Source organism: Stutzerimonas sp. CXK-1, from assembly GCF_057738225.1.
Map to the genome: position 1 here is coordinate 422,094 of NZ_CM173217.1, position 23,838 is coordinate 445,931.

The window sequence follows — 23,838 nt, forward strand, 5'->3', positions numbered from 1 at the left end:
TCAGCCGGCGTGGCTGTCCGGCGCCTCCGCCGGCGGCCACTGGCGGCGGATCGGGGGCTGTTCGCGGCCATCGACCCACCAGCGCAGCTCGGCCTGCAACCGAACCCCGGCTCCAGCACCGAGGCGATTGCGCACCGGGCAGAGCGGTTCGCTCGCGGCCACCAGCGTGCCGCCCTGGCCGCTGCGACTGGTGCCGGCGGCGCCGGTCGAGGTCAGCTGCAGGCGATAGCGCACCTGCTGGCCGTGGCCGGTAAAGCACAGTTGAGTCTGTATCCCATCCTCGCCGGCGGCGGAGAGGCTGAGCGCTGCCTGTACGCCATCCGCGGCGCTGGCGAGCAGTATCGAGGCGAGTGTCATGGCGAGCATCCGTTCGGCTTCCTGCGTGGGCGGCGTCCTGCCGGGTTCAACGCCGCTGGATGAGTTGGATGTCCATCCCCGAGCCGTGCTGGATGATCGCGCCGCTGAGGCCGTCGCCCTGCTGCTCCAGGCGTGCGTTGTTGTAGTCGCCAACCTGCTCGATGCTGGCCGCATTGTCGTTGCCGAGCTGGACGATGGCGGCGTTGTTGCCGTAACCGGACTGGCGGATCAGCGCCTCCAGCCCGCTGCCCTGCTGCAGGATCAGCGCTTCCTGGGCGGCACCGTTCTGCAGGATGCGGCCGCGCAGCAGCTGGCCGCGCTGGTCGAGCAGGGCCTGGTTGTCGCTGCCCTGCTGCAGCACCCAGGCGCTGCGGTTCAGCGGATCCTGCGCGGCGGCGCTGGTCGCTGCGCCGTAGAGGTCGGCGTTGTCCAGCAGGTCGGCGGCCTGCAGCGTGGCGGGCCCGGCGAGCAGGGCGGCCAGGCCGAGCGCAGCGGCACAGAGGGGAGGCGTCATGGCACGCTCCTCGAAGAATCGACCAGCCGATTCTTCGCGCTGCCCGCTGGGCTGGATATCCATCCGAGGATGGAAAAACGCGCAAATGCGAGGCTTAAGCCGTACCGGCTCAGGCCTCGCACGACTCGGTCCAGTCGAGCCGGCTGCGCAGCAGGTAGGCCGCCTCGGCGCGGTTGGAGGCGCCGATCTTGCGCAGCAGATTGTGGATATGGCTCTTGATGGTGTGCGGGCTCAGGCACAGGCGTTCGGCGATTTCCGCGTTGGACAGGCCTTTGCCGGCGAGGCTGAGGATCTCCCGTTCGCGCAGTGTCAGCGTGGCCTTGCTCTCGGCCAGCTGGCGCATCCGCCGCAACTGGCCGAGCAGCCGCTCCATGAGCATGCGCGGCAGCCAGTCGCCGCCGGCCAGCAGGGTGCGGATGCCACTGAGCAGGTGTTCGGGTGTGGCCTGGGTGTAGAACACGCCGCGTATCCAGGGGTGACGATCGACCAGCGCCATGGCCTGGTCCGGCACGATGTTGACCAGGGCCAGCGGCGTCTTGCCGTCGATCTGTTCGATCAGCGAGGACAGTTCGCCGGTTTCGCTGTGCCCGGCATCGACCAGGATCAGGTCGCCGTCGAGGCCGTTCTCCGGCGGCGACAGGCTGGCCAGTGCCACCTTGAGGTGGGCCTGTTCGTCGAGAAAGTGGCGAAAGAAGCGCCCCAGCAGTTCGTTGTGGGTCAGAAGGGTGACTCTGCCGCTGGCAGAGGTTTCGCCCCGGGTAAGATCCGCATCCATGTCCGGTACCTAGAGTCGGGCTGCAAGTGAAAGGTGGCAAAAGTCACTAACCGACCAGCCCCTGACGTCGAAGTTCATGCCGCGAGTGGAAAAGCCGCGAATATGCCGCCAATTCGAGGCGATTGCTTCGCGCCGTCGGCAAATGCGCTAGGGTTAGCGAATGCTCGAATTTCAGGCCGCGACGACCAAGCGCCGCGAACTCAGCCTCCGCGCCCTGGCGACCGGGCTGCTGCTGGGGGCCGTGCTGGTGCCCTCCAATCTTTATTCCGGGTTGAAGATCGGCTGGTCGTTCAACATGTCGATCATCGCCCTGCTGGTCGGCTACACCCTCTGGCAGAGCGCGGCAGCCTGGTTCGGCCGGCCACCGTGGACGCTGCATGAAAGCAACATCAACCAGACCACGGCTTCGGCCTGTGCCTCGATCGCCTCGGCCGGCCTGGTCGCGCCCATTCCCGCCTACAGCCTGCTGACCGGCGAGCAGGTGCCGACCTGGCCCCTGGTCGCCTGGGTGTTTTCGGTCAGCTTTCTCGGCGTCTGGGTGGCTTGGTATCTCCGGCCATCGTTGATCGTTGGCGCCGGTCTGCGGTTTCCCGAAGGCATGGCGACCCTGGCGACGCTCGAGCAGATCTACAGCCACGGTGCGGAGGCCGGGCGGCGGTTGCGGGTGCTGGCGGCGGCGGCGAGTACCGCCGCCTTGCTCAAGCTCTCGGACGTGCTCTGGTGGGCCTTGCCGCGCTGGGCGCCGTCGGTGTCGCTGGAGCGCCTGACGTTCCAGCTCGAGCCTTCGCTGTTGCTGCTTGGCTTCGGTGGCATCGTCGGCCTGCGCATCGGTCTGTCGCTGCTGTTCGGCGCGCTGTTGGCCTGGGGTGTGGTCGCGCCCTGGCTGCACGACAGTGGTCGGGTGCTGCTGGCAGCGGACACCCGCGGGCCGCAGTTCGCCGCGCTGGTGGAGTGGCTGCTCTGGCCCGGTGTGAGCCTGATGGTGACGGCGACGCTCGCCGGGCTCGGTGTGCGGCTGCTGCGCCAGCGCCGGGTCGGCCGGGCGGCGGGCCCGAAATTCACGGCGCTGCCGCTGCTCGGCCTGGCGCTGGCGGCGCTGCTGGTGGTGGCGTTGCAGACGACGCTGTTCGGCATCGATCCCTGGCTGGCGGCGCTGTCGATTCCCCTGGCGCTGCTCTTGGCGATCGTCGCTGCCCGGGTCGTGGGTGCCACCGGCATCCCGCCGATCGGCGCCATGGGCCAGCTGTCGCAGCTCGGCTTCGGCGTACTGGCGCCCGGGCAGTTGACGGTCAACCTGATGAGCGCCAACACCGCCGGCGGCGCCGCCGGGCAATGCACGGACCTGCTCAACGACTTCAAGGTCGGCCATGTGATCGGTGCCTCGCCCGGGCGCCAGGCGGTGGCGCAATGCCTGGGCATTGCGCTCGGCAGCCTGGTCGGGGTGCTGGTCTACGAGCTGCTGATTCCCTCGCCGCAGAGCATGTTGATCACCCCCGAGTGGCCGGCCCCGGCGGTGGCGACCTGGAAGGCGGTGGCCGAAGCGCTCGGCGGCGGGCCGGATGCGCTCGCCGGCGAGACGCGCCTGGCGATGCTGGCCGGGGCGCTGGTGGGACTGCCGCTGGGCGTGCTCGAGGCGCTGCTGCCGCCGGCGCGGTTGCGCTGGCTGCCGAGCTCGGCGGCGCTCGGGCTGGCATTCGTGATCCCGGCCTCGGTGTCGCTGATGATGAGCCTGGGTGCGCTGCTTGCCTGGCTGCTCGCCGTGCGCTCGCGGCAGCTGGCCGAACGCTTCGTGATCGTCGCCGCGGCCGGGCTCGTCGCCGGCGAGAGCATCGCCGGGATCGCGGCGTCACTCTGGCAGATGCTGCGCTGAGCGATGCAACCTCCGGACGGCGGCGGCCCTCTAACCTCCGTCACCCCAGCGAGGAAACGATCATGAACTGGAGCAAGATTGCCGCCTTGAGCCTATCGCTGTGCCTGCCGGCCGTGGTTTCGGCCGCCGAGCACGGGCAGACGGCCGAACCGGCGGCGGCGCAGTCCGAGCAGCCCGAGGCGCGTGGCAACGACATGAGTGGCAAGGGCTTCGGCAGTGCGGCGCAGGGCTCGACCCAGGGCGGTGCGGCGACCGATACCGGCGGGACCGGCGGCGACGGATCGACTCCGCAAGTCGACAAGGGGGCTGACGGCCAGCCACCGGCCGCCCCGGGTACCAGCGGCACGGGCGGCGAAGGCGGCGCACGCGGCGCCTACTGAGCGGCGGGCATGAAAAAGGGAGGCCTGGGCCTCCCTTCTTGCCTCACCGCGGGCCGATCAGAACAGCACGCGGCTGCGGATGGTGCCGTTGACGTGCTGCAGTTTCTCCAGGGCGAGGTCGGAGTATTCCTTGTCCACGTCGATGACGACGTAGCCGACTTTCTCGTTGGTCTGCAGGAACTGGCCGCAGATATTGATGCCGTTGTCGGCGAACACCTTGTTGATCTCGCTCATCACGCCCGGAATGTTCTGGTGGATGTGCAGCAGGCGGTGCTTGCCCGGATGCGACGGCAGGGCGACTTCGGGGAAGTTGACCGAGGACACCGAGGTGCCGTTGTCGCTGTACTTGACCAGCTTCTCGGCGACTTCCAGGCCGATGTTGGCCTGCGCTTCGGCAGTCGAACCACCGATGTGCGGCGTCAGGATCACGCGATCCAGGCCACGCAGCGGGCTTTCGAACTCCTCGTCGTTGGAGCGGGGCTCGACCGGGAACACGTCGATGGCGGCGCCGATCAGGTGCTCGTCCTTGATCGCGGCGGCCAGGTGGTCCAGCTCGACCACGGTGCCGCGCGCGGCGTTGATCAGGATGCCGCCCTTCTTCATCGCGCGGATTTCCTTCTCACCGATCATCCACTGGGTGGACGGCAGTTCCGGCACGTGCAGCGAGACGATGTCGCACATGCCCAGCAGGTCGTACAGCGAGCCGACCTGGGTGGCGTTGCCCAGCGGCAGCTTGGTCACCACGTCGTAGAAGTAGACCTGCATGCCGAGGGCCTCGGCGAGTACCGAGAGCTGCGTGCCGATCGAGCCGTAACCGATGATGCCGAGCTTCTTGCCACGGATCTCGAAGGAGTTGGCCGCCGACTTGATCCAGCCGCCACGGTGGCAGGAGGCGTTCTTCTCCGGGATGCCGCGCAACAGCAGGATGGCCTCGGCCAGCACCAGCTCGGCGACCGAGCGGGTGTTGGAATAGGGGGCGTTGAACACCGCGATGCCACGCTCGCGGGCCGCGTTGAGGTCGACCTGGTTGGTGCCGATGCAGAAGCAGCCGACGGCGATCAGCTTCTTGGCGGCGTCGAAGACTTCCTCGGTGAGCTGGGTGCGCGAGCGGATGCCGATGAAATGGGCGTCGGCGATCTTTTCCTTCAGCTCGTCGCCGGACAGCGCGGTCTTCAGGTACTCGATGTTGGAGTAGCCGGCCGCCTTGAGGGTGTCGACAGCGTTCTGGTGGACGCCTTCGAGAAGAAGGAACTTGATCTTGCTCTTGTCGAGAGAGGTCTGGCTCATCTGCGTTAAAACCTTAGGGCCGAAAGAGAGGACGAAGTGTCCAGCGAAGGCTGACCGACCCGGCGTCGCCGGTGCCGGGAGTCTGCCGAGGCACGTTTGAAAAGGGTGCGTATGCTAGCATACGAGCCCCTCGAAACACCCCACCTCCTGAGCTGAAGCGTACTCAGGGTGACCATGAATCGTATGAGAGTTCCCGTGATGACCGATCTCGCCCTGATCGACGAGCTGAAGACCCTGGTCGAGCCTGGCAAAGTGCTGACCGATGCCGATTCGCTGAATGCCTACGGCAAGGACTGGACCAAGCAATTCTCGCCGGCGCCGTCGGCCATCGTCTTTCCCAAGAGCATCGAGCAGGTGCAGGCCATCGTGCGCTGGGCCAACCAGCACAAGGTCGCACTGGTGCCCTCGGGCGGCCGTACCGGGCTCTCCGCCGCCGCCGTCGCAGCCAATGGCGAAGTGGTGGTGGCCTTCGACTACATGAACCAGATCCTCGACTTCAACGCCACCGACCGCACCGTGGTCTGCCAGCCGGGTGTGGTCACCGCGCAGCTGCAGCAGTTCGCCGAGGACAAGGGCCTGTACTACCCGGTGGACTTCGCCTCGGCCGGCTCGAGCCAGATCGGCGGCAACATCGGCACCAATGCCGGCGGGATCAAGGTGATCCGCTACGGCATGACCCGCAACTGGGTCGCCGGCCTGAAGGTCGTCACCGGCAAGGGCGACCTGCTCGAGCTGAACAAGGACCTGATCAAGAACGCCACCGGCTACGACCTGCGCCAGCTGTTCATCGGCGCCGAGGGCACCCTGGGCTTCGTCGTCGAGGCGACCATGCGCCTGGAGCGCCAGCCGACCAACCTCACCGCGATGGTGCTGGGCACGCCGGACTTCGATTCGATCATGCCGGTGCTGCACGCCTTCCAGGACAAGATGGACCTGACCGCCTTCGAGTTCTTCTCCGACAAGTGCCTGGACAAGATCCTCGCCCGCGGCGATGTGCCGGCACCGTTCGAGACGCGCGCACCGTTCTACGCGCTGCTGGAGTTCGAGGCCACCACTGAGGAGCGCGCCGAGCAGGCGCTGGCGACCTTCGAGCACTGCGTCAACGAAGGCTGGGTGATCGACGGGGTGATGAGTCAGAGCGACCAGCAGCTGCAGAACCTGTGGAAGCTGCGTGAGTTCATCTCCGAGACCATCGCCCACTACACGCCGTACAAGAACGACATCTCGGTGACCGTCTCCAGGGTGCCGGCCTTCCTCGCCGACATCGACGCCATCGTCACCCGCAATTACCCGGACTTCGAGGTGCTCTGGTACGGCCATATCGGCGACGGCAACCTGCACCTGAACATCCTCAAGCCCGAGGCGTTGTCGAAGGAAGAGTTCTTCGACAAGTGCGCCGCAGTGAACAAGTGGGTGTTCGAGACGGTGCAGAAGTACAACGGCTCGATCAGCGCCGAGCACGGCGTCGGCATGACCAAGCGCGACTACCTCGAGTACAGCCGTTCGCCGGCCGAGATCGCCTACATGAAGGCGGTCAAGGCGGCGTTCGACCCGAACGGCATCATGAACCCGGGCAAGATCTTTTCTCTCTGATCCGTCAGGTGGAAGGCGCCTTGCGCTTTCCATCCCCGACAGCGACTGGTGGCAGCAAGCGCTGCCGCCCCACGGCTGAGGACTGCCATGAACTACAAGCATCAGTACACCGACGGCACGCCGATCCACTACCCGCTGGGCAAGGTGGTCTGCATCGGGCGCAACTACGCCGAGCATGCCAAGGAGCTGAACAACCCGGTGCCGAGCGAGCCGCTGCTGTTCATCAAGCCGGGCAGCTGTGCGGTGCCGCTGGCCGGTGGCTTTGCCATTCCGCGCGATCGCGGTGCGGTGCATTACGAAGCGGAGATCGCCGTGCTGATCGGCAAGCCGCTGTCGCGCCAGCCCGGTGAGGAAGAGATCCGCGACGCGATTTCGGGCTTTGCCCCGGCGCTGGACCTGACGCTGCGCGATGTGCAGGCGAAGCTGAAGGAAAAGGGCCACCCCTGGGAGCTGGCCAAGAGCTTTGACGGCGCCTGCGTACTGGCCCCCTTCGTGCCGGGTGATGCGGTCGAAGACCTGGGCGATATCGGCATTCGCCTGACGCTCAATGGCGAGGTGCGCCAGGACGGCAACAGCAGCCAGATGCTCAATTCCATCGTGCCGCTGATCCGACACATCGCCGGCCACTTCAGCCTGCAACCGGGCGATGTGGTGCTGACCGGTACGCCGGCTGGTGTCGGCCCGCTGCAATCGGGCGACCAGCTGGTGCTCGAGCTGGTCGGCCTGTCGCGTTTCGAGAGCCGCGTGCTCTGATCGCTCGGCGGCCGGGCGTCGGTCCGGCCGCCTTTTTCCGGGTGTTCCGCTGTTGGCGCGGGCGTGCTGTAATCCCTTGCCCTGCGTCGATGGAATCACCCATGCCTTCTTCTCGCCGTGCCTGGCGCCTGTTCGCCTGGGTCGCTGTGGCGTGTCTGCTGGTCACCCTGCTGATCGCTGCAAAACTCCTGCACTGGGATGACCAGCTACGGCTGCTCTGGCAGGAGCGGAGCGTCCCGCTCGAGCAGCGAACGGCCGGCATCTGGCTGCCGAACTACGAGCTGGCGCTGGAAACGCGCCTGGCCGGGCTGGAGGATGATGAAACCTCCGGGCTGACCTGGAATCCCTTGACCGGCACGCTGTTCACCGTGACCGGCAAACACCCCAAGCTGGTCGAGTTCACCCCGGCCGGGCTGATTCTGCGCAGCATCGAACTGGTCGGTTTTGCCGACCCCGAGGCGGTCGAGGCGCTTGGCGACGGGCGCATGGCCATCGTCGACGAACGTCGCCGGCTGGTGGCGGTGTTCCGTCTGGAGCCCGACGTCGAGCGCCTCGATCTGGCCGATCTGCCCAGCTACGATCTCGGCTTTCCCGAGGCGGGCAACAAGGGCTTCGAAGGATTGGCCTGGAACCCGCGCAGCCAGCGCCTGCTGCTGGCCAAGGAGCGTGATCCGCAGGGGCTGTTCGAGCTGCCGTTTCCCGGCGAGGATGGCGCCGCCGGGGTCTTGCAGGCGCTGCCGGAGCGGCCGCTCATCGTCCGCGACCTGTCTTCGGTGACCATCGATCCGCGCAGCGGGCACGTGCTGATGCTGTCGGACGAGTCGCGGCTGCTGGTCGAGCTCGACCTGCAGGGCCGGCCGCGCAGCTTCATCAGCCTGTTCGGCGGGCTCAACGGGCTGGTCGAGGGTATCGAGCAGGCCGAAGGCGTGGCGATGGACGCCGCCGGCAACATCTATGTGGTCGGCGAACCGAACCGGTTCTACGTGTTCCAGCGCAAGGTGGCCGTGCCGGCACGGCCCTGATCCGCGCCGGCCTGTCATACAGACGGTGCGCCAAGGACGGCGATCCGTAGCGGAGCTACAAAACCCTCGTTTTCCCGCCTCGACGCGGCCCGACCGTTGCAGCCTGCGCTACGGCGAGCACAGCGGGCATTTGTCTGGCGCCGCGCCTGATGCTGGCGTTCAAGCGTGGCGACAGACACCGGCGTGCCGGCCGCCATGGCTGAAGCCCAGGAGGCCTGGCCGTGACGTCAGACGGCATGCTGTACCGGCTCGGCGAGGCAAGTCTGCCCCGGTGTTCTGCCGCCGAGGTTGGGCGCCAGGCCTCCTGTGTTGTCAGGAGGCGAGGGCAGCGCTCTCGTCCTGCAGGGGCGCGTCGGGTGCGTGTCGGCGCACCGAGTCGCAGCCCTGTTCGGCACTGCGCTCGCTGGCATACATCTGGCTCTGGCCGATGACCTGTCCGTTGCTGGCCTTGAGCACGAAGTAGTGCTTGCCGCCCGCGCCGGTCTTGATTTCGAACGCGCCGTCACGCGTAGCGTTCTTGCGTACCGATTCGATTCCGCCCAGCGCCGAGGCGTGGGCCTTGTACTGCTCGCTGGACAGGATGACCTGGCCGTTGCTGGCCAGCAGGTTGAAGTGGAACTGCCCGTTGCTGGATTTCTTCAGATGGAACTTGCCGGACATGGCGACACCCTCCTGATTGGTGGTCACGCGGTGAGCGCCCTCACAAGCGTAGCCGCCGGTTCCGTCGGGTGCCGCCCCGCCTTCAGCGTTTGAGTGTCTGAACGCCGCTCGGCGTGCCGAGCAGCAGGACGTCGGCCGGGCGCGCGGAGAACAGGCCGTTGGTCACCACGCCGACAATGTTGTTGATCTTCGCTTCCAGGTCGGGGGCGAAGCCGATCATCAGGTTGTGCACGTCGAGGATCACGTTGCCGTTATCGGTCACCACCCCCTCGCGATAGACCGGGTCGCCGCCGAGCTTGACCAGCTCGCGGGCGACGTGGCTGCGCGCCATGGGGATCACCTCGACCGGCAGCGGGAAGGCACCGAGCTGTTCGACCAGCTTGCTGGCGTCGGCGATGCAGATGAAGGTGCGGGCCACCGCGGCGACGATCTTTTCGCGGGTCAATGCGGCGCCGCCGCCCTTGATCAGCTCCAGGTGCTTGTTGGCCTCGTCGGCACCGTCGACGTAGAACTCGAGGTCCGCGACGTTGTTCAGGTCGTAGACCGGGATGCCGTGCTGCTTCAGTCGCTCGGCGGTGGCCTGCGAGCTTGCGACGGCTCCATCGAAGAAGCCCTTGTGCTGCGCCAGCAGGTCGATGAAGAAGTTCGCCGTCGAGCCGGTGCCGACGCCGACGATGCTGCGGTCGGTGAGCTGGGGAACGATAAGGTCGACGGCGGCCTGAGCGACGGCCTGCTTGAGCTGGTCCTGGTTCATCGTGGACATCCGGGGCGGGAGACGGGCCGAGGATTATAGCCGCGCATGACTGGCCGATGTCGCTCACCCGCTGTACCGGTGTTCTGCCGCGGGATTGTCGGTGGTCGTCGGTCCGGTCGCGGGGTAGACTCGGCGCTTCCGCGAAACGCCTGCCCACCCGCTCAAGACCGCCACGATGCTCGAACAGTACGTCAAGAAGATCCTCACCTCGCGCGTCTATGACGTCGCCGTGGAAACCCCGCTGCAACCGGCCCGTCAGCTTTCCGAACGCCTCGGCAACCAGGTCCTGCTCAAGCGCGAAGACCTGCAGCCGGTGTTCTCCTTCAAGATTCGTGGCGCCTACAACAAGCTGGCCCAGCTGTCGGCCGATGAGCTGGCGCGCGGCGTGGTCACGGCCTCCGCCGGCAATCACGCCCAGGGCGTGGCGCTGGCGGCCCGCCAGCTGGGCATCAAGGCGACCATCGTGATGCCGCGCACCACGCCCGAGCTGAAGGTGCAGGGTGTGCGCGCACGCGGCGGGCGAGCGGTGCTGCACGGCGATGCCTTCCCCGACGCGCTGGCCTATTCGCTCAAGCTGGTCGAGGAGAAGGGCTACGTCTATATCCACCCGTACGATGATCCGGATGTGATCGCCGGGCAGGGCACCGTGGCGATGGAGATCCTGCGCCAGCACCAGGGGCCGATCGACGCCATCTTCGTGCCGGTCGGTGGCGGCGGGCTGATCGCCGGCATTGCCGCCTACGTCAAGTACCTGCGGCCCGAGACCAAGGTGATCGGGGTCGAGCCGGACGATTCGAATTGCCTGCAGGCTGCGATGGCCGCCGGCGAGCGCGTGGTGCTCGAGCAGGTCGGCCTGTTCGCCGACGGCGTGGCCGTGGCGCAGATCGGCCAGCACACCTTCGACATCTGCCGGCGTTATGTCGACGAGGTGATCACCGTCAGCACCGACGAGATCTGCGCGGCGATCAAGGACATCTACGACGACACCCGCTCGATCACCGAGCCGGCCGGCGCGCTCGCGGTCGCCGGTATCAAGAAGTACGCCGAGCGCGAAGGGGTCAGCGACCAGGTGCTGGTCGGTATCGACTCGGGGGCGAACATCAATTTCGATCGCTTGCGGCACGTCGCCGAGCGCGCCGAGCTTGGCGAGAAGCGTGAAGCGATCATCGCCGTGACCATCCCCGAGCGTCCGGGCAGCTTCAAGACCTTCTGCGAGGCGATCGGCAAGCGTCAGATCACCGAATTCAACTACCGCTACCACACCGACCGCGAGGCGCACATTTTCGTCGGCGTGCAGACCCATCCGGAAAACGATCCGCGCGCGACGCTGGTGCAGGGCCTGCGTGACAAGGGCTTCCCGGTGCTCGATCTGACCGACAACGAACTGGCCAAGCTGCACACCCGACACATGGTCGGTGGGCACGCGGCCGGGGTCAGCGACGAGATGGTGCTGCGCTTCGAATTCCCGGAACGGCCCGGCGCGCTGTTCAACTTCCTCAACAAGCTGGGCGGGCGCTGGAACATCTCGATGTTCCACTACCGCAACCACGGCGCGGCCGATGGCCGGGTGGTCGCCGGCCTGCAGGTGCCTGCCGAGGAGCGCCACCTGGTACCCGCGGCGCTGGACAAGATCGGCTACCGCTACTGGGATGAAAGCGACAACCCCGCCTACAAGCTGTTTCTCGGCTGAGCGCAGATAAAGGAAAGCCAATGGAACACTACCTGTCCCTCCGCATCGTGCATGGCGCCACCGCAGTGCTCTTGCTGCTGGGCGTGATCGTGCACCTGCTGATGCTGTGGAAGGCGGCCCGCGGCGGCGACCAAGCCGTGCTGCAGCGCAAGTTGCAACGCACCCGCCGGCTGTCCCTGCCGCTGTTGGCGGTGATCGGCCTGTCATTGCCGCTGACCGGATGGTGGATGACACATCTGGCCGGATGGCCGCTGGGGCAGCTATGGCTGCTGGCCAGCTCCGTGCTGTTCGTCGTGCTGGTAGCGCTGGTGCCGCTGCTGGCCGGCCGCCTCGCCGCCTGGCAGGCACCGGGCAACGCCACCGCCGCACGCAATGCCGGCATCTACGGCGTGCTGGTACTGCTGGTGCTGATCGCAATCACGGCGCTGATGGGCGCCAAGCCGGTCTGATCAATCGCCCGCACGGCCCCTGCGGCGCAGCCAGGCCAGGGCCAACAGCAGGTAGATCGCCGAGCCGCCCCAGTACAGCCAGGCGAAGCCGTCGGCCAGCCCGATCAGCAGGTAGGCGAGCAGCGGCCCGAGGGCAGCGCCCAGGTCCTGGGCGATCGAATAGCGCGTCATGAAGGCGACGACGTTGCTGGTGCTGGCGGCGTCGCTGGCCAGCGCATCGGTAAGGGTGGTCAGCGCCGTCGCCAGCAGCATCACCAGTAGGGTCACGGCGAGCCAGGGCAGCAGCGGCAGGCCGCTGGCCATCAGGCCGAAACTCAGCGCCGCCACCAGCAGCGTTCCGCCATAGAGCCGCGAGCGGCCGCGCGGGCCGTCGGACCAGGCACCGAAGCGCCGACCCAGCCAAGGCTCCCATGACCAGCGCAGCGCCTGCAGGATGCCAGACAGCGCGGTCGCGCTGAGCAGCAGGCCGAACAGGTCGAGCCGGTTGCCGTAGAAACGTTCGATCAGTGCGCTCAGGGTCGCCGCCAGCACGCCCTGGATCAGCATGGCGGTGCAGAAGCCGCTGACGATCACCCGGTATTTGCCGTTCAGCCGTGCGGACCGTCGCGGGGTATCGGCGGCGGGCGCCGTCGGCAATTGGCGCTCGTCGAGCGCCGCCGGGGGCTGGAAGTGGCGCAGCAGCAATGGCAGGCCCAGCAGGGCCATGGCGGCGAAGCTCAGAGCCAGTGCCGGCAGGCCGTAGACCGGCACCAGCAGGCCGCCGAGCAGCATGCCGACGAGGCTGCCGAGTCGATAGAGACCGTTGTACAGGCCCATCGCCTGGCCGCGCGACTGGCCGGTGGCACAGTAGACCACCGCCGATAGGCCGCCGATGCGGAAGAACGACCAGCCGATGCCCCACAGCGCGCGCAACAGCAGCCAGGCGATGAACCCCTTGGCGATGCCGTAGCCCAGGGTGGTCAGGGTGCCGAGCGTGGTGGCCAGCAGCAGGCCGGCGCGCAGACTGATGCGCTGGTACAGCCAGCCGATCAGCGGGTTGAACGGCAGGCGGATCAGGCGGTTGACCGAGAGCAGTACGCCCACCTGCCAGAGCGCCTCAAGGCCGACTTCGTGCCAGTAGATCGGCAGGGCGATGTACAGCATGGAATCGCCGGTCAGGCACAGTGCGGTGGCCAGGGCGACCACCACGATCGGTCGGGAACTGCGTTGTTCGAGGGACGCGGGCATGCTGCTCCTCTTGTGAGCGTGCGAGCGGTGTCCCGGGCAGGCTGACCGCGGTGTCGGGTTCCTTTGGGGTGTCGCATTAGCGCCGCGCCGCAGCACGGCGCGTAATTCGTCGGATCACGGGCGCAGCGAGATGACCTGCCAGCCGCGCTCCTCGGCGATCGCCCGCAGCACCGGGTCGGGATCGACCGCCACCGGATGGGTGACCCGCTCGAGCAGCGGCAGGTCGTTGCGCGAATCGCTGTAGAAGTAACTGCCCTCGAGCGTCTGCTCGTTTTCCGCCAGCCAGCGCTCGATGCGCTGCACCTTGCCTTCCTGGAAGCAGGGGATGTCGGTCAGGCGGCCGGTGTAGCGCCCGTCGACCATCTCGCATTCGGTGGCCAAGAGCGTTTCCACGCCCAGGCGTGCGGCGATCGGGCCGGTGATGAAGCGGTTGGTCGCGGTGACGATGGCTACCCGGTCACCCGCCTCCAGGTGCCGACGCAGCAGCGCCTCGCCCTTGGCCAGCACCAGCGGTTCGATGTGCTCGCGCATGAACTCGTCGTGCCAGCGCTGCAGTTCGGCCATCTCGCGGCGCCCGAGAATCTCCTGGCAGAAGTTCTGGTAGGCGTGGACGTCCAGCTTGCCGTCGAGATAGTCCTGATAGAACGCGTCGTTGCGCGCCCGGTAGGTGTCGACATCGACCAGGCCGCGCTGGCAGAGGAATTCGCCCCAGGCGTGATCGCTGTCACCGGCCAGCAGGGTATTGTCCAGGTCGAATAGGGCCAAGCGCACGGTCGGGAACCTCGGTCATCAGTCAGAGGGCGCCAAGCATAGCGGAACTCGGCCGTCGGTAGGCGAGCGGCGTATCGGCCCGTTCGCCATGTCCGGCAGGGGCGGTCAGGGCCGTGTTGACGGCTGATTCCAGCGGCCGCTTGCCGCGCTTTCGGCTCGCTGCCGTTTTGTGGAACAATGCGGCGACATGCGTTTTCGAGGTTGCTAGTCGTGATCGATTCCGATGGTTTTCGGCCGAATGTCGGTATCATCCTGACCAATGATTTCGGCCAGGTCCTCTGGGCCAGGCGGATCAATCAGGACGCCTGGCAGTTTCCCCAGGGCGGCATCAACGCTCGCGAGACACCCGAAGAAGCGCTCTACCGTGAGCTCAACGAAGAAGTGGGGCTCGAGCAGCACGATGTCGACATCCTTGCCTGTACCCGTGGTTGGCTGCGTTATCGGCTGCCGCAGCGCCTGGTACGCACGCACAGCCAGCCGCTGTGCATCGGCCAGAAGCAGAAGTGGTTCCTGCTGCGGTTGGTCGGCGCCGAAGACCGGGTCAGGATGGATCTGACCGGCAAGCCGGAATTCGACGGTTGGCGCTGGGTCAGCTACTGGTATCCGCTGGGACAGGTGGTCACCTTCAAGCGCGAGGTCTATCGTCGCGCACTCAAAGAACTGGCCCCGCGCTTGCCGGTGCGGGACTGAAGAGGAGAAAGCCTCTTTGAGCATGCTCGGCACGCTGCGCAAGATCGTCCAGGAAGTCAATGCCGCCAAGGACCTCAAGGCGGCCTTGGGCATCATCGTGCTGAGAGTCAAGGAGGCCATGGGCAGCCATGTCTGCTCGGTCTATCTGCTCGATCCGGAAACCGAACGCTTCGTTCTGATGGCCACCGAAGGCCTCAACAAGCGCGCCATCGGCAAGGTCAGCATGGCGCCGAGCGAAGGCCTGGTCGGCCTGGTCGGCACGCGCGAGGAGCCGCTCAATCTCGAGCATGCCTCTGAACACCCCCGCTATCGCTACTTCGCCGAAACCGGCGAGGAACGCTACGCCTCTTTTCTCGGCGCGCCGATCATCCACCATCGCCGCGTCATGGGCGTGCTGGTCATCCAGCAGCGTGAACGGCGGCAGTTCGACGAGGGCGAGGAAGCCTTTCTCGTCACCATGAGCGCGCAGCTCGCCGGGGTTATCGCGCACGCCGAGGCGACCGGCTCGATCCGCGGCCTCGGCCGCCAGGGCAAGGGTATCCAGGAGGCGCGCTTCGGCGGTATTCCCGGCGCCCCGGGAGCCGCGGTGGGGACCGCCGTGGTTGTGCTGCCTCCGGCCGATCTCGAGGTGGTGCCGGACAAGCAGGTCGAGGACGTCGAGGCCGAACTGGCGCTGTTCCACAATGCCCTCGAGTCGGTGCGCCGCGACATGCGCACGCTGTCGGAAAAACTGGCAAGCCAGATGCGCAAGGAAGAGCGTGCGCTGTTCGACGTCTATCTGATGATGCTCGACGACTCCGCGCTCGGCGGTGAGGTGATCAAGGTCATTCGCACCGGGCAGTGGGCGCAGGGCGCCCTGCGCCAGGTCGTGAACGACCACGTGCGGCGTTTCGAGCTGATGGACGACGCCTACCTGCGCGAGCGCGCCTCGGACGTCAAGGACATCGGCCGGCGTCTGCTTTCCTACCTGCAGGAAGCCCACCAGCAGACGCTGACCTACCCGGACAAGACCATCCTCGTGAGCGAGGAACTGTCGCCGGCAATGCTCGGCGAGGTGCCTGAAGGCAAGCTCGTGGGGATGGTCTCGGTGCTCGGTTCGAGCAACTCGCACGTCGCCATCCTCGCGCGGGCGATGGGCATTCCGACGGTGATGGGTGCGGTCGACCTGCCTTATTCGAAGCTCGATGGCATCGAGCTGATCGTCGATGGCTACCGGGGCGAAATCATCACCAACCCCGGCAAGGTATTGCGCGAGCAGTACGAGGTACTCGCCGAGCAGGAGCGTCAGCTCTCCGAGGGCCTCGACGTGCTGCGCGAGCTGCCTTGCGAGACCACCGACGGGCATCGTGTGCCGCTTTGGGTCAACACCGGCCTGCTCGCCGATGTGGTACGGGCGCAGGAGCGCGGCGCCGAAGGCGTCGGTCTGTATCGCACCGAAGTGCCCTTCATGATCAAGGAGCGTTTCCCCAGCGAAAAGGAACAGATGGCCATCTACCGCGAGCAGCTGGAGGCTTTTCATCCGCTGCCGGTGACGATGCGCAGCCTGGACATCGGCGGCGACAAGTGCCTGCCTTATTTCCCGATCAAGGAAGAGAACCCCTTCCTCGGCTGGCGCGGCATCCGCGTCACGCTCGATCATCCGGAAATCTTCCTGCTGCAGACCCGCGCCATGCTCAAGGCCAGCGCGGGGCTGAACAACCTGCGCATTCTGCTGCCGATGATCTCCGGGATCCGCGAGCTGGAAGAGGCGTTGCACCTGATTCACCGCGCCTGGGGCGAGGTGCGCGACGAGGGCCTGGATATCGAGATGCCGCCCGTGGGCGTGATGATCGAAGTGCCCGCGGCGGTCTACCTGACCCGCGAGATGGCGCGAATGGCCGATTTCATCTCGGTCGGCTCCAACGACCTGACCCAGTACATGCTGGCCGTTGATCGCAACAATCCGCGTGTTGCCGACCTCTACGACTACCTGCACCCGGCGGTGCTGCAGACCCTGCAGCGTGTGGTCAGCGAAGCGCACGAGGAAGGCAAGCCGGTGAGCATCTGCGGCGAGATGGCCGGCGATCCGGCGGCGGCGATTCTCTTGCTGGCGATGGGCTTCGACAGCCTGTCGATGAACGCCACCAACCTGCCGAAGGTGAAGTGGCTGTTGCGCCAGATCAGCATGCAGACCGCCAAGGATCTGCTCGCCCGGGTCATGGTGCTCGACAGCCCGCAGGTCATTCATGCCACCGTGCAGCTGACCCTGCGCAACCTCGGCCTCAACCGCCTGCTCAATCCGTCCGCCGCGGTCTGACGGCTGCGCTCACCCTGCGCGCGTTTCGAGCTGCAGCCAGGTATCGCTGGCGCGGCCGTCGGCCGCGTAGCTGCGCTCGACTACCACCAGCCGGCCATCGGCGTGGTGCAACAGGGCGGTGCTCGCCCGCGTACCGTAACCCGGGCTGGCGATAAAGATGCTCGATAACAGTCGCTCCCATTCCAGCGGAACCCCCGTGCTCGGCAGTTCGCTGTCGGCGGCACGCTGCCGGTCGGCGAGCAGCTCCAGCAGCGCCTCGGGTGTCGGCTCCAGCAGGCAGTGTGTGAAGGCCGCGCGGGCGCGTTCGAGCTTCGGCCACGGGCTGTCCAGGTCGGCGTTGCTGAGCCCGTAGACGCCACCCGGCAGGCGTTGCACGGTGCCGCTATGCGAATTCAGATGCCAGAGTTCGTCGCGGTCGCCCACCAGCAGGTTGAAGCCGGCATAGTCCTGCAGGCGCCCGCAAAGCGCGCGCAGAAACGACTCCGGGGCCGCCTCGCCGCGCAGGAAGGCTTCCGGCAGCTCGCCACGGCTGCGCTTGCCGGCCGGCTGCCCGCCGACGCGAATGTTGGTCAGCGCGGCGAAGCGACCGGTTTCGGTGATGCCCATCCAGGTGCCGCCGGCTTGCAGATCCCGGCCGGCGATGATCTCTGGTGCATCTTCCCAGCGGCCAAGGGCCAGGCTCGGGCGCTCGTGAAACTCGTCGCGGTTGGCGGCGACCACCAGGGGGAGCGGGTGCCCGGGGCGCCGGGCTAGAACGATCAGACACATGGTTCGCCCTGTTTGCGGAAGGCTGGAGCGGCAGAGTGCAGGCTGGCGAGCGGTTCGGCAACCACGACTCGGCTTCGCACCGGCTTTCCGCTACCATTTCGCCTTTGCTCGCCTGGTTGGATGCCGCGATGGAGTTTGTGCTTTACCTGACCCTTGGCGCCCTGGCCGGCGTGCTGGCCGGGCTGTTCGGTGTCGGCGGCGGGTTGGTGATCGTGCCGGTGCTGGTATTCAGCTTCACCGCGCAGGGCGTCGCCCCCGAGGTGCTCACCCATCTTGCCGTGGGGACGTCGCTGGCAACCATCGTCTTCACCTCGATCAACTCGGTGCTCGCACATCACCAGAAAGGCGCGGTTCGCTGGCCGCTGGTGGGCTGGATGACCCTCGGCATCCTTGCTGGCGCCGGCCTCGGCAGCCTCACCGCTGCTGCGCTGCAGGGGCCGGTCCTGCAGAAGATCATCGGTGTGTTCGCCATTCTCATGGCCGTGCAGATGGGCCTGGATCTGCGCCCAAAAGCGGCCGGCAGCGTGCCGGGCAAGCCGGGGCTGACGGTCGCCGGCGCCGTGATCGGCTGGGCTTCGGCGATCTTCGGTATCGGTGGCGGCTCGCTGACCGTGCCCTTCCTCAGTTGGCGCAGCGTGCCGATGCAACAGGCGGTGGCGACGTCCGCCGCTTGTGGCGTACCGATTGCCGTCGCCGGTGCGGCGAGCTTCATGGTGGTCGGTTGGCACGAAGCCGCGCTGCCGGAGTGGAGCCTGGGCTTCGTCTATCTGCCGGCGATGGTCGGCATCGCCCTGACCAGCATGTTCTTCGCCCGGCTCGGCGCACGCTTGGCGCACCGACTGTCGCCCAAGGTGCTGCGCCGTCTGTTCGCCCTGCTGTTGCTCACCGTGGGCACCAATTTCTTGATCTAAGGAGACTTCGATGCTGCCCTATCCGCAGATCGACCCCGTGGCCGTGGCCCTTGGCCCGCTGAAGATCCACTGGTACGGCCTGATGTACCTCGTCGGCATCGGTGGCGCCTGGCTGCTGGCCTCGCGCAGGGTCCAGCGCTTCGCGCCCGAATGGCCGAAGGACAAGCTGTCCGATCTGGTGTTCTGGGTGGCGATGGGGGTGATCGTCGGTGGCCGCCTCGGCTACGTGCTGTTCTACGACCTGCCGGCCTACCTCAATGATCCGAGCCTGATCCTGCAGATCTGGAAGGGTGGCATGTCGTTTCACGGCGGTCTGCTCGGTGTGCTGCTGTGCACCTGGATCTTCGCGCGGCGCAATGGCAAGAGCTTCTTCGAGCTGATGGACTTCATTGCCCCGCTGGTGCCGATCGGCCTCGGTGCCGGACGCATCGGCAACTTCATCAACGCCGAGCTCTGGGGCAAGGCGAGCGATGTGCCCTGGGCCATGGTGTTTCCGACCGATCCGCAGCAGCTGGCGCGGCATCCGTCGCAGCTGTACCAGTTCGCCCTCGAGGGCGTGGCGTTGTTCGTGATTCTCTGGATCTACTCGCGCAAGCCGCGCCCGACGATGGCGGTATCGGGCCTGTTCGCGATCTGCTACGGCATCTTCCGCTTCATCGTCGAGTTCGTCCGGGTGCCCGACCCGCAGCTCGGCTACCTGGCGTTCGGCTGGCTGACCATGGGACAGGTGCTCTGCGTGCCGATGATCCTCGGCGGCGCGGGCCTGATGGCCTGGGCCTACCGGCATAATCCGCCGAAGGCGATTGCCTGACCGTCCGGCCCGGCCGACGCGACAAGCGCGGCCGGGCCTCTTACCATTGGCCCTTTTCCATTCCACGAGCCTGCGATGAAACAGTACCTCGACCTGATGCGGCATGTGCGTGAACACGGCACTTACAAGAGCGACCGCACCGGCACCGGCACCTACAGCGTCTTCGGCTACCAGATGCGCTTCGATCTGGCCGAGGGTTTTCCGCTGGTCACGACGAAGAAATGCCACCTGCGCTCGATCATCCACGAGCTGCTGTGGTTCCTCAAAGGTGAGACCAACATCGGCTACCTGAAGGAAAACGGCGTGTCGATCTGGGACGAATGGGCCGACGAGAACGGCGACCTCGGCCCGGTCTACGGCTACCAATGGCGCAGCTGGCCGGCGCCCAATGGCGAGTCGATCGACCAGATCGCCAAGCTGCTGGAGATGATTCGCGCCAATCCCGATTCGCGACGGCTGATCGTCTCGGCCTGGAACCCGGCACTGGTCGATCAGATGGCACTGCCGCCGTGTCACGCGCTGTTCCAGTTCTACGTCGCCGACGGCAAGCTCAGCTGCCAGCTCTATCAGCGCTCGGCGGACATCTTCCTCGGGGTGCCGTTCAACATCGCGAGCTACGCGTTGCTGACGTTGATGATCGCCCAGGTCTGCGATCTCGAGCCGGGCGAGTTCATCTGGACCGGCGGCGACTGCCACCTGTACGCCAACCACCTGGAGCAGGCCGACCTGCAGCTGACGCGCGAGCCGCTGCCGTTGCCGACGATGAAACTCAACCCCGAGGTACGTGACCTGTTCGCCTTCCGCTTCGAGGATTTCGAGCTGGTCGGCTACCAGAGCCATCCGCACATCAAGGCGCCGGTCGCGGTCTGACCCGCGGCGGCGCCTGGCCTAGTCCTCCTCGCGGCGCTGCGCCAGTCGGCGGCCCAGGCGTGAGGCGTAGAGCTCGCCGATCATGCCGCGGCGGAAGACCAGCACGCAGACCATGAAAATGATGCCGGTGACCAGCGTCACCGGCAAGTTGGACGTGGCGAAGTAGTTGCCCAGGGTCGTCACCAGCGCGGCGCCGAAGGCTGGCCCGACCAGCGTGCCGATGCCGCCGAGCAGGGTCATCAGCACCACTTCGCCGGACATCTGCCAGCTCACGTCGGTCAGCGTGGCGAACTGGAACACCAGGGCCTTCAGCCCGCCGGCCAGGCCGGCCAGCGCGGCGGACATGACGAACGCGCCGAGCTTGTAGCGTGCCACCGAATAGCCGAGCGAGATCGCCCGGTTCTCGTTCTCGCGGATCGAGCGCAGCACCATGCCGTAGGGCGAATGGATCACCCGCCAGATCACGAACAGGCCGGCGAGAAAGGCGCTCAGCACGAAGAAGTACATGAACAGCGGCTGGCTCAGGTCGATGAGGCCGAACAGCCGTCCGCGCGGCACGTTCTGGATGCCATCCTCGCCGTGGGTGAAGGGCGCCTGCAGGCAGAAGAAGAAAAACATCTGCGACAGCGCCAGGGTGATCATCGTCGAATAGATGCCTTGCCGGCGGATCGCCAGAAAGCCGATGACCAGGCCGAGCAGCGAGGCGCCGGCCACGCCGACCAGCACGCCGAGTTCCGGCGACAGGCCCCACTCCTTGACCGCGTGGGCGGTGAAATAGGCCGAGCCGCCGAAGAAGGCTGCGTGCCCGAAAGACAGGATCCCGGTGTAGCCGAGCAGCAGGTTGAAGGCGCAGGCGAACAGCGCGAAGCACAGCACCTTCATCAGGAAGATCGGGTAGAAATACAACGGCGCCAGCGCCAGGAGCAGCACGCCGATGCCGATCAGCACTGTTTCCAGACGCAGCGCCCGGCGCTTGGCGCCGGCGTCGATTCGCGCTTGGCTGTTCATCAGGCGTCCCTCCCCATCAGGCCGGCCGGGCGCACCAGCAGCACGATCGCCATGATCACGAAGATCACGATATTGGAGGCTTCGGGGTAGAACACCTTGGTCAGCCCTTCGAGGATGCCGAGCATGTAGCCGGTGATGATCGCGCCCAGGATCGAACCCATGCCGCCAACCACCACCACGGCGAACACCACGATGATCAGGTTGGAGCCCATCAGCGGGCTGACCTGATAGATCGGCGCGGCGAGCATCCCGGCGAGCCCGGCCAGCGCCGCCCCCATGCCGTAGGTGAAGGTCAGGAGCAGCGGCACGTTGATGCCGAAGGTGCGCACCAGCGTCGGATTTTCGGTCGAGGCGCGCAGGTAGGCGCCAAGCTTGGTCTTCTCGATCAGCAGCCAGCTGGCGATACAGATCACCAAGGATGCCAGCACGACCCAGGCGCGGTACTTGGGCAGGAACATGAAGCCCAGGTTGTAGCCACCGGCCAGTTCCTTCGGTACCGCATAGGGTTGTCCGGACGAGCCGTAGAAATAGCGGAAGGCGCCTTCGAGCGTGAGCGCCAGGCCAAAGGTGAAGAGCAGGCTGTAGAGATGGTCGAGGTTGTACAGCCGCGACAGCGCGACGCGCTCGATCGCGGCACTGACCAGGCCGACGATCAGCGGTGCGAGCAGCAATGCCGGCCAGTAGCCGATGCCGAAGGTGGCCAGCAGCAGGTAGCCGGCGAAGGCGCCGATCATGAACTGCGCGCCGTGGGCGAAGTTGATGATCTTCAGCATGCCGAAGATGATCGCCAGCCCGAGGCTCAGCATGGCGTAGAACGAGCCGTTGATCAGGCCGATCAGCAGTTGGCCGAGCAGGGCCTGAATGGGTATGTCGAAGAGTGTCGTCATCAGACCCCCAGCGCTTCGTTGAGCATCGTCATGCGACCCGGCAGTTCGCCGACCGTGAAACGATCGATGACCTTGCCGTGGTCGACCACGTAGAAGCGATCCGCGATCTTGCTGGCGAAGCGGAAGTTCTGCTCGACCAGCAGGATCGTCATGCCCCGTTTCTTGAGGGTCTGCAGCACCTCGCCGATGCGCTGGACGATCACCGGGGCGAGGCCCTCGGTGGGCTCGTCAAGCAGCAGCAGGCGCGCGCCGGTGCGCAGGATGCGCGCCATGGCGAGCATCTGCTGCTCGCCGCCGGACAGCTTGGTGCCGGGGCTCTTGCGGCGCTCCTCGAGATTGGGGAACAGCTGGTAGATCTCCTTCAGGTTCATTCCGCCCTTGGCGATCACCGGCGGCAGCGTGAGATTTTCCTCGACGCTCAGCGTGGCGAAGATGCCGCGTTCCTCGGGCACGTAGCCGATCCCGCAACGGGCGGTGCGATGCAGCGGCACGCGCAGCAGGTCCTTGCCATCGAAGCGGATGCTGCCGCTGCGGGTGCGGATGATCCCGACGATCGAGCGCAGCGCGGTGGTCTTGCCGACCCCGTTGCGCCCGAGCAGGGTCACGGTTTCGCCCTCGTGCACATCGAGGTCGATGCCGTACAGGGCGTGGCTTTCGCCGTACCAGGCATTGAGGTCGCGGACCTCGAGCAAAGCGTCAGTCATCGTCGGTCCCCATGTAGGCCTCGCGTACCCGTTCGTCCTCGCTGACGCTGCGGTAGTCGCCCGAGGTGAGGATTTCGCCACGCTGCAGCACTGTCACCTGCTGGCAGAGGTCGGCGACCACCTTGAGGTTGTGCTCGACCATGAGTACGGCGCGGTCGCGTGCGACCTCGCGGATGATCTCGGCGACCGTGTGCACGTCCTCGTGGCCCATGCCGGCCATGGGCTCGTCGAGCAACAACACCTTGGGCTCGAGCGCCAGGGTGGTCGCCAGCTCCAGCACGCGCTTGCGCCCGTAGGAGAGGTCGGCTGCCAGGTCGTTGCGCCGGTCGCCCAGGCCGACCGCCTCGAGCAGCTGCATGGCCCTGTCGTTGAGGCGGTTCAGCGAGCGCAGCGGCAGCCAGCACTGGGTCGCCAGGCCATTGGGGCGCTGCAGGGCGACGCGCACGTTGTCCAGCACCGAGAGGTGCGGAAATACCGCCGAGATCTGGAACGAGCGCACCAGCCCCAGCCGCGCGACGCGCGCGGGGTCGGTGCGGGTGATGTCCTGTTCGAGCAGGCGAATGCTGCCGGCGGTGGGCTGCAGAAACTTGGTCAGCAGGTTGAACACCGTGGTCTTGCCGGCCCCGTTGGGGCCGATCAGGGCATGCACCTGGGCATGGCGCACGTCCAGATCGACATTGTTGACCGCGACGAAACCGCCGAACTCCTTGCGCAGGCCGCGCGCCGCGAGCAGCACCGGGTGCTGCTCGGCGGGCTCGGGCTCGCGCGGGCTTTCCGAGCGGACGGCCATG

Annotated in this window: 25 protein-coding genes; 12 read left to right on the plus strand and 13 right to left on the minus strand. The window is 66.6% G+C overall.

All coding sequences use genetic code 11. From position 1 onward, the window contains the following. The 3 genes from AC0KXH_RS02045 to AC0KXH_RS02055 all read right to left on the minus strand — a co-directional run bounded on the left by AC0KXH_RS02045 (position 1) and on the right by AC0KXH_RS02055 (position 1,646). Complete coding sequence (locus AC0KXH_RS02045) at positions 1-357, minus strand: hypothetical protein (RefSeq protein WP_237145192.1); 357 nt, start codon at positions 355-357, stop codon at positions 1-3. 46 nt (positions 358-403) lie between these two features. Further along, positions 404-871, minus strand: a complete 468-nt coding sequence (locus AC0KXH_RS02050; protein ID WP_165562211.1) for a hypothetical protein — start codon at positions 869-871, stop codon at positions 404-406. Positions 872-980: 109 nt separating this feature from the next. Beyond that, a complete protein-coding gene (locus AC0KXH_RS02055; RefSeq protein WP_082041963.1) occupies positions 981-1,646 on the minus strand; it encodes a helix-turn-helix transcriptional regulator in 666 nt (221 codons plus the stop codon). A 160-nt stretch (positions 1,647-1,806) separates the two neighbouring features. Between AC0KXH_RS02055 and AC0KXH_RS02060 the strand changes: the two genes are divergently transcribed. Next, a complete protein-coding gene (locus AC0KXH_RS02060) occupies positions 1,807-3,516 on the plus strand; it encodes an OPT/YSL family transporter (RefSeq protein ID WP_488224070.1) in 1,710 nt (569 codons plus the stop codon). Positions 3,517-3,578: 62 nt separating this feature from the next. Then, complete coding sequence (locus AC0KXH_RS02065) at positions 3,579-3,896, plus strand: hypothetical protein (RefSeq protein ID WP_043218049.1); 318 nt, start codon at positions 3,579-3,581, stop codon at positions 3,894-3,896. A 57-nt stretch (positions 3,897-3,953) separates the two neighbouring features. On the opposite strand, the gene serA is transcribed toward AC0KXH_RS02065, so the two are convergent. Further along, complete coding sequence (gene serA / locus AC0KXH_RS02070; RefSeq protein WP_061340242.1) at positions 3,954-5,183, minus strand: phosphoglycerate dehydrogenase; 1,230 nt, start codon at positions 5,181-5,183, stop codon at positions 3,954-3,956. Positions 5,184-5,381: 198 nt separating this feature from the next. Between serA and AC0KXH_RS02075 the strand changes: the two genes are divergently transcribed. The 3 genes from AC0KXH_RS02075 (at position 5,382) to AC0KXH_RS02085 (ending at position 8,551) form a co-directional block, all read left to right on the plus strand. Further along, positions 5,382-6,776 (plus strand): FAD-binding oxidoreductase, encoded by a 1,395-nt coding sequence (locus AC0KXH_RS02075; RefSeq protein ID WP_313328626.1) that lies wholly within the window; start codon positions 5,382-5,384, stop codon positions 6,774-6,776. Positions 6,777-6,863: 87 nt separating this feature from the next. Then, positions 6,864-7,529, plus strand: coding sequence for a fumarylacetoacetate hydrolase family protein (locus tag AC0KXH_RS02080; RefSeq protein ID WP_269262147.1), 666 nt, complete (start codon positions 6,864-6,866; stop codon positions 7,527-7,529). Positions 7,530-7,630: 101 nt separating this feature from the next. Beyond that, complete coding sequence (locus tag AC0KXH_RS02085; RefSeq protein ID WP_312200456.1) at positions 7,631-8,551, plus strand: SdiA-regulated domain-containing protein; 921 nt, start codon at positions 7,631-7,633, stop codon at positions 8,549-8,551. A 312-nt stretch (positions 8,552-8,863) separates the two neighbouring features. Here AC0KXH_RS02085 and AC0KXH_RS02090 read toward each other — a convergent pair whose 3' ends face one another. Next, positions 8,864-9,211: a YegP family protein gene (locus AC0KXH_RS02090; RefSeq protein ID WP_061337967.1), complete on the minus strand. Its 348-nt coding sequence runs from the start codon at positions 9,209-9,211 to the stop codon at positions 8,864-8,866. An 82-nt stretch (positions 9,212-9,293) separates the two neighbouring features. Continuing rightward, positions 9,294-9,965, minus strand: a complete 672-nt coding sequence (rpiA, locus tag AC0KXH_RS02095; protein WP_437270279.1) for a ribose-5-phosphate isomerase RpiA — start codon at positions 9,963-9,965, stop codon at positions 9,294-9,296. Positions 9,966-10,140: 175 nt separating this feature from the next. On the opposite strand from rpiA, the gene ilvA reads away from it, so the two are divergent. After that, positions 10,141-11,655 (plus strand): threonine ammonia-lyase, biosynthetic, encoded by a 1,515-nt coding sequence (ilvA, locus tag AC0KXH_RS02100; RefSeq protein ID WP_488224071.1) that lies wholly within the window; start codon positions 10,141-10,143, stop codon positions 11,653-11,655. 20 nt (positions 11,656-11,675) lie between these two features. Beyond that, positions 11,676-12,104 carry a DUF2269 family protein gene (locus AC0KXH_RS02105; protein ID WP_061337965.1) on the plus strand — a complete coding sequence of 143 codons (429 nt, stop codon included), beginning with the start codon at positions 11,676-11,678 and terminating at the stop codon, positions 12,102-12,104. Here the strand turns inward: AC0KXH_RS02105 and AC0KXH_RS02110 are convergent, their stop codons facing one another. Next, a complete protein-coding gene (locus AC0KXH_RS02110) occupies positions 12,105-13,331 on the minus strand; it encodes an MFS transporter (RefSeq protein WP_488224072.1) in 1,227 nt (408 codons plus the stop codon). A 114-nt stretch (positions 13,332-13,445) separates the two neighbouring features. Continuing rightward, positions 13,446-14,102, minus strand: coding sequence for a histidinol-phosphatase (locus AC0KXH_RS02115; RefSeq protein ID WP_488224073.1), 657 nt, complete (start codon positions 14,100-14,102; stop codon positions 13,446-13,448). A gap of 210 nt (positions 14,103-14,312) precedes the next feature. Between AC0KXH_RS02115 and AC0KXH_RS02120 the strand changes: the two genes are divergently transcribed. Both AC0KXH_RS02120 and ptsP read left to right on the plus strand, forming a co-directional pair. Next, positions 14,313-14,792, plus strand: a complete 480-nt coding sequence (locus tag AC0KXH_RS02120) for an RNA pyrophosphohydrolase (RefSeq protein ID WP_061337962.1) — start codon at positions 14,313-14,315, stop codon at positions 14,790-14,792. Between the two features lie 22 nt (positions 14,793-14,814). Continuing rightward, positions 14,815-17,088, plus strand: coding sequence for a phosphoenolpyruvate--protein phosphotransferase (gene ptsP / locus AC0KXH_RS02125; RefSeq protein ID WP_043218070.1), 2,274 nt, complete (start codon positions 14,815-14,817; stop codon positions 17,086-17,088). Positions 17,089-17,097: 9 nt separating this feature from the next. Here ptsP and AC0KXH_RS02130 read toward each other — a convergent pair whose 3' ends face one another. Then, positions 17,098-17,856, minus strand: coding sequence for an NRDE family protein (locus AC0KXH_RS02130; RefSeq protein ID WP_488224074.1), 759 nt, complete (start codon positions 17,854-17,856; stop codon positions 17,098-17,100). 128 nt (positions 17,857-17,984) lie between these two features. Between AC0KXH_RS02130 and AC0KXH_RS02135 the strand changes: the two genes are divergently transcribed. The 3 genes from AC0KXH_RS02135 (at position 17,985) to AC0KXH_RS02145 (ending at position 20,448) form a co-directional block, all read left to right on the plus strand. After that, entirely contained in the window at positions 17,985-18,767 is a 783-nt protein-coding gene (locus tag AC0KXH_RS02135) for a sulfite exporter TauE/SafE family protein (RefSeq protein WP_061338100.1), read from the plus strand. 10 nt (positions 18,768-18,777) lie between these two features. Then, complete coding sequence (gene lgt, locus AC0KXH_RS02140; RefSeq protein ID WP_165562204.1) at positions 18,778-19,578, plus strand: prolipoprotein diacylglyceryl transferase; 801 nt, start codon at positions 18,778-18,780, stop codon at positions 19,576-19,578. A 75-nt stretch (positions 19,579-19,653) separates the two neighbouring features. Next, positions 19,654-20,448: a thymidylate synthase gene (locus AC0KXH_RS02145; protein WP_061337959.1), complete on the plus strand. Its 795-nt coding sequence runs from the start codon at positions 19,654-19,656 to the stop codon at positions 20,446-20,448. Positions 20,449-20,466: 18 nt separating this feature from the next. On the opposite strand, the gene AC0KXH_RS02150 is transcribed toward AC0KXH_RS02145, so the two are convergent. From AC0KXH_RS02150 to AC0KXH_RS02165, 4 genes are read right to left on the minus strand one after another with little or no spacing between them, the layout of a single operon-like run. Then, positions 20,467-21,456, minus strand: coding sequence for a branched-chain amino acid ABC transporter permease (locus AC0KXH_RS02150; RefSeq protein WP_043218075.1), 990 nt, complete (start codon positions 21,454-21,456; stop codon positions 20,467-20,469). After that, complete coding sequence (locus tag AC0KXH_RS02155) at positions 21,456-22,343, minus strand: branched-chain amino acid ABC transporter permease (protein WP_488224075.1); 888 nt, start codon at positions 22,341-22,343, stop codon at positions 21,456-21,458. Before AC0KXH_RS02155 ends, AC0KXH_RS02150 begins: the two co-directional genes overlap by 1 nt. After that, complete coding sequence (locus AC0KXH_RS02160; RefSeq protein WP_269262151.1) at positions 22,343-23,047, minus strand: ABC transporter ATP-binding protein; 705 nt, start codon at positions 23,045-23,047, stop codon at positions 22,343-22,345. The genes AC0KXH_RS02155 and AC0KXH_RS02160 overlap by 1 nt, the downstream gene beginning before the upstream one ends. Next, positions 23,040-23,837 carry an ABC transporter ATP-binding protein gene (locus AC0KXH_RS02165; RefSeq protein WP_043218080.1) on the minus strand — a complete coding sequence of 266 codons (798 nt, stop codon included), beginning with the start codon at positions 23,835-23,837 and terminating at the stop codon, positions 23,040-23,042. Before AC0KXH_RS02165 ends, AC0KXH_RS02160 begins: the two co-directional genes overlap by 8 nt. Position 23,838: the final 1 nt, after the last annotated feature.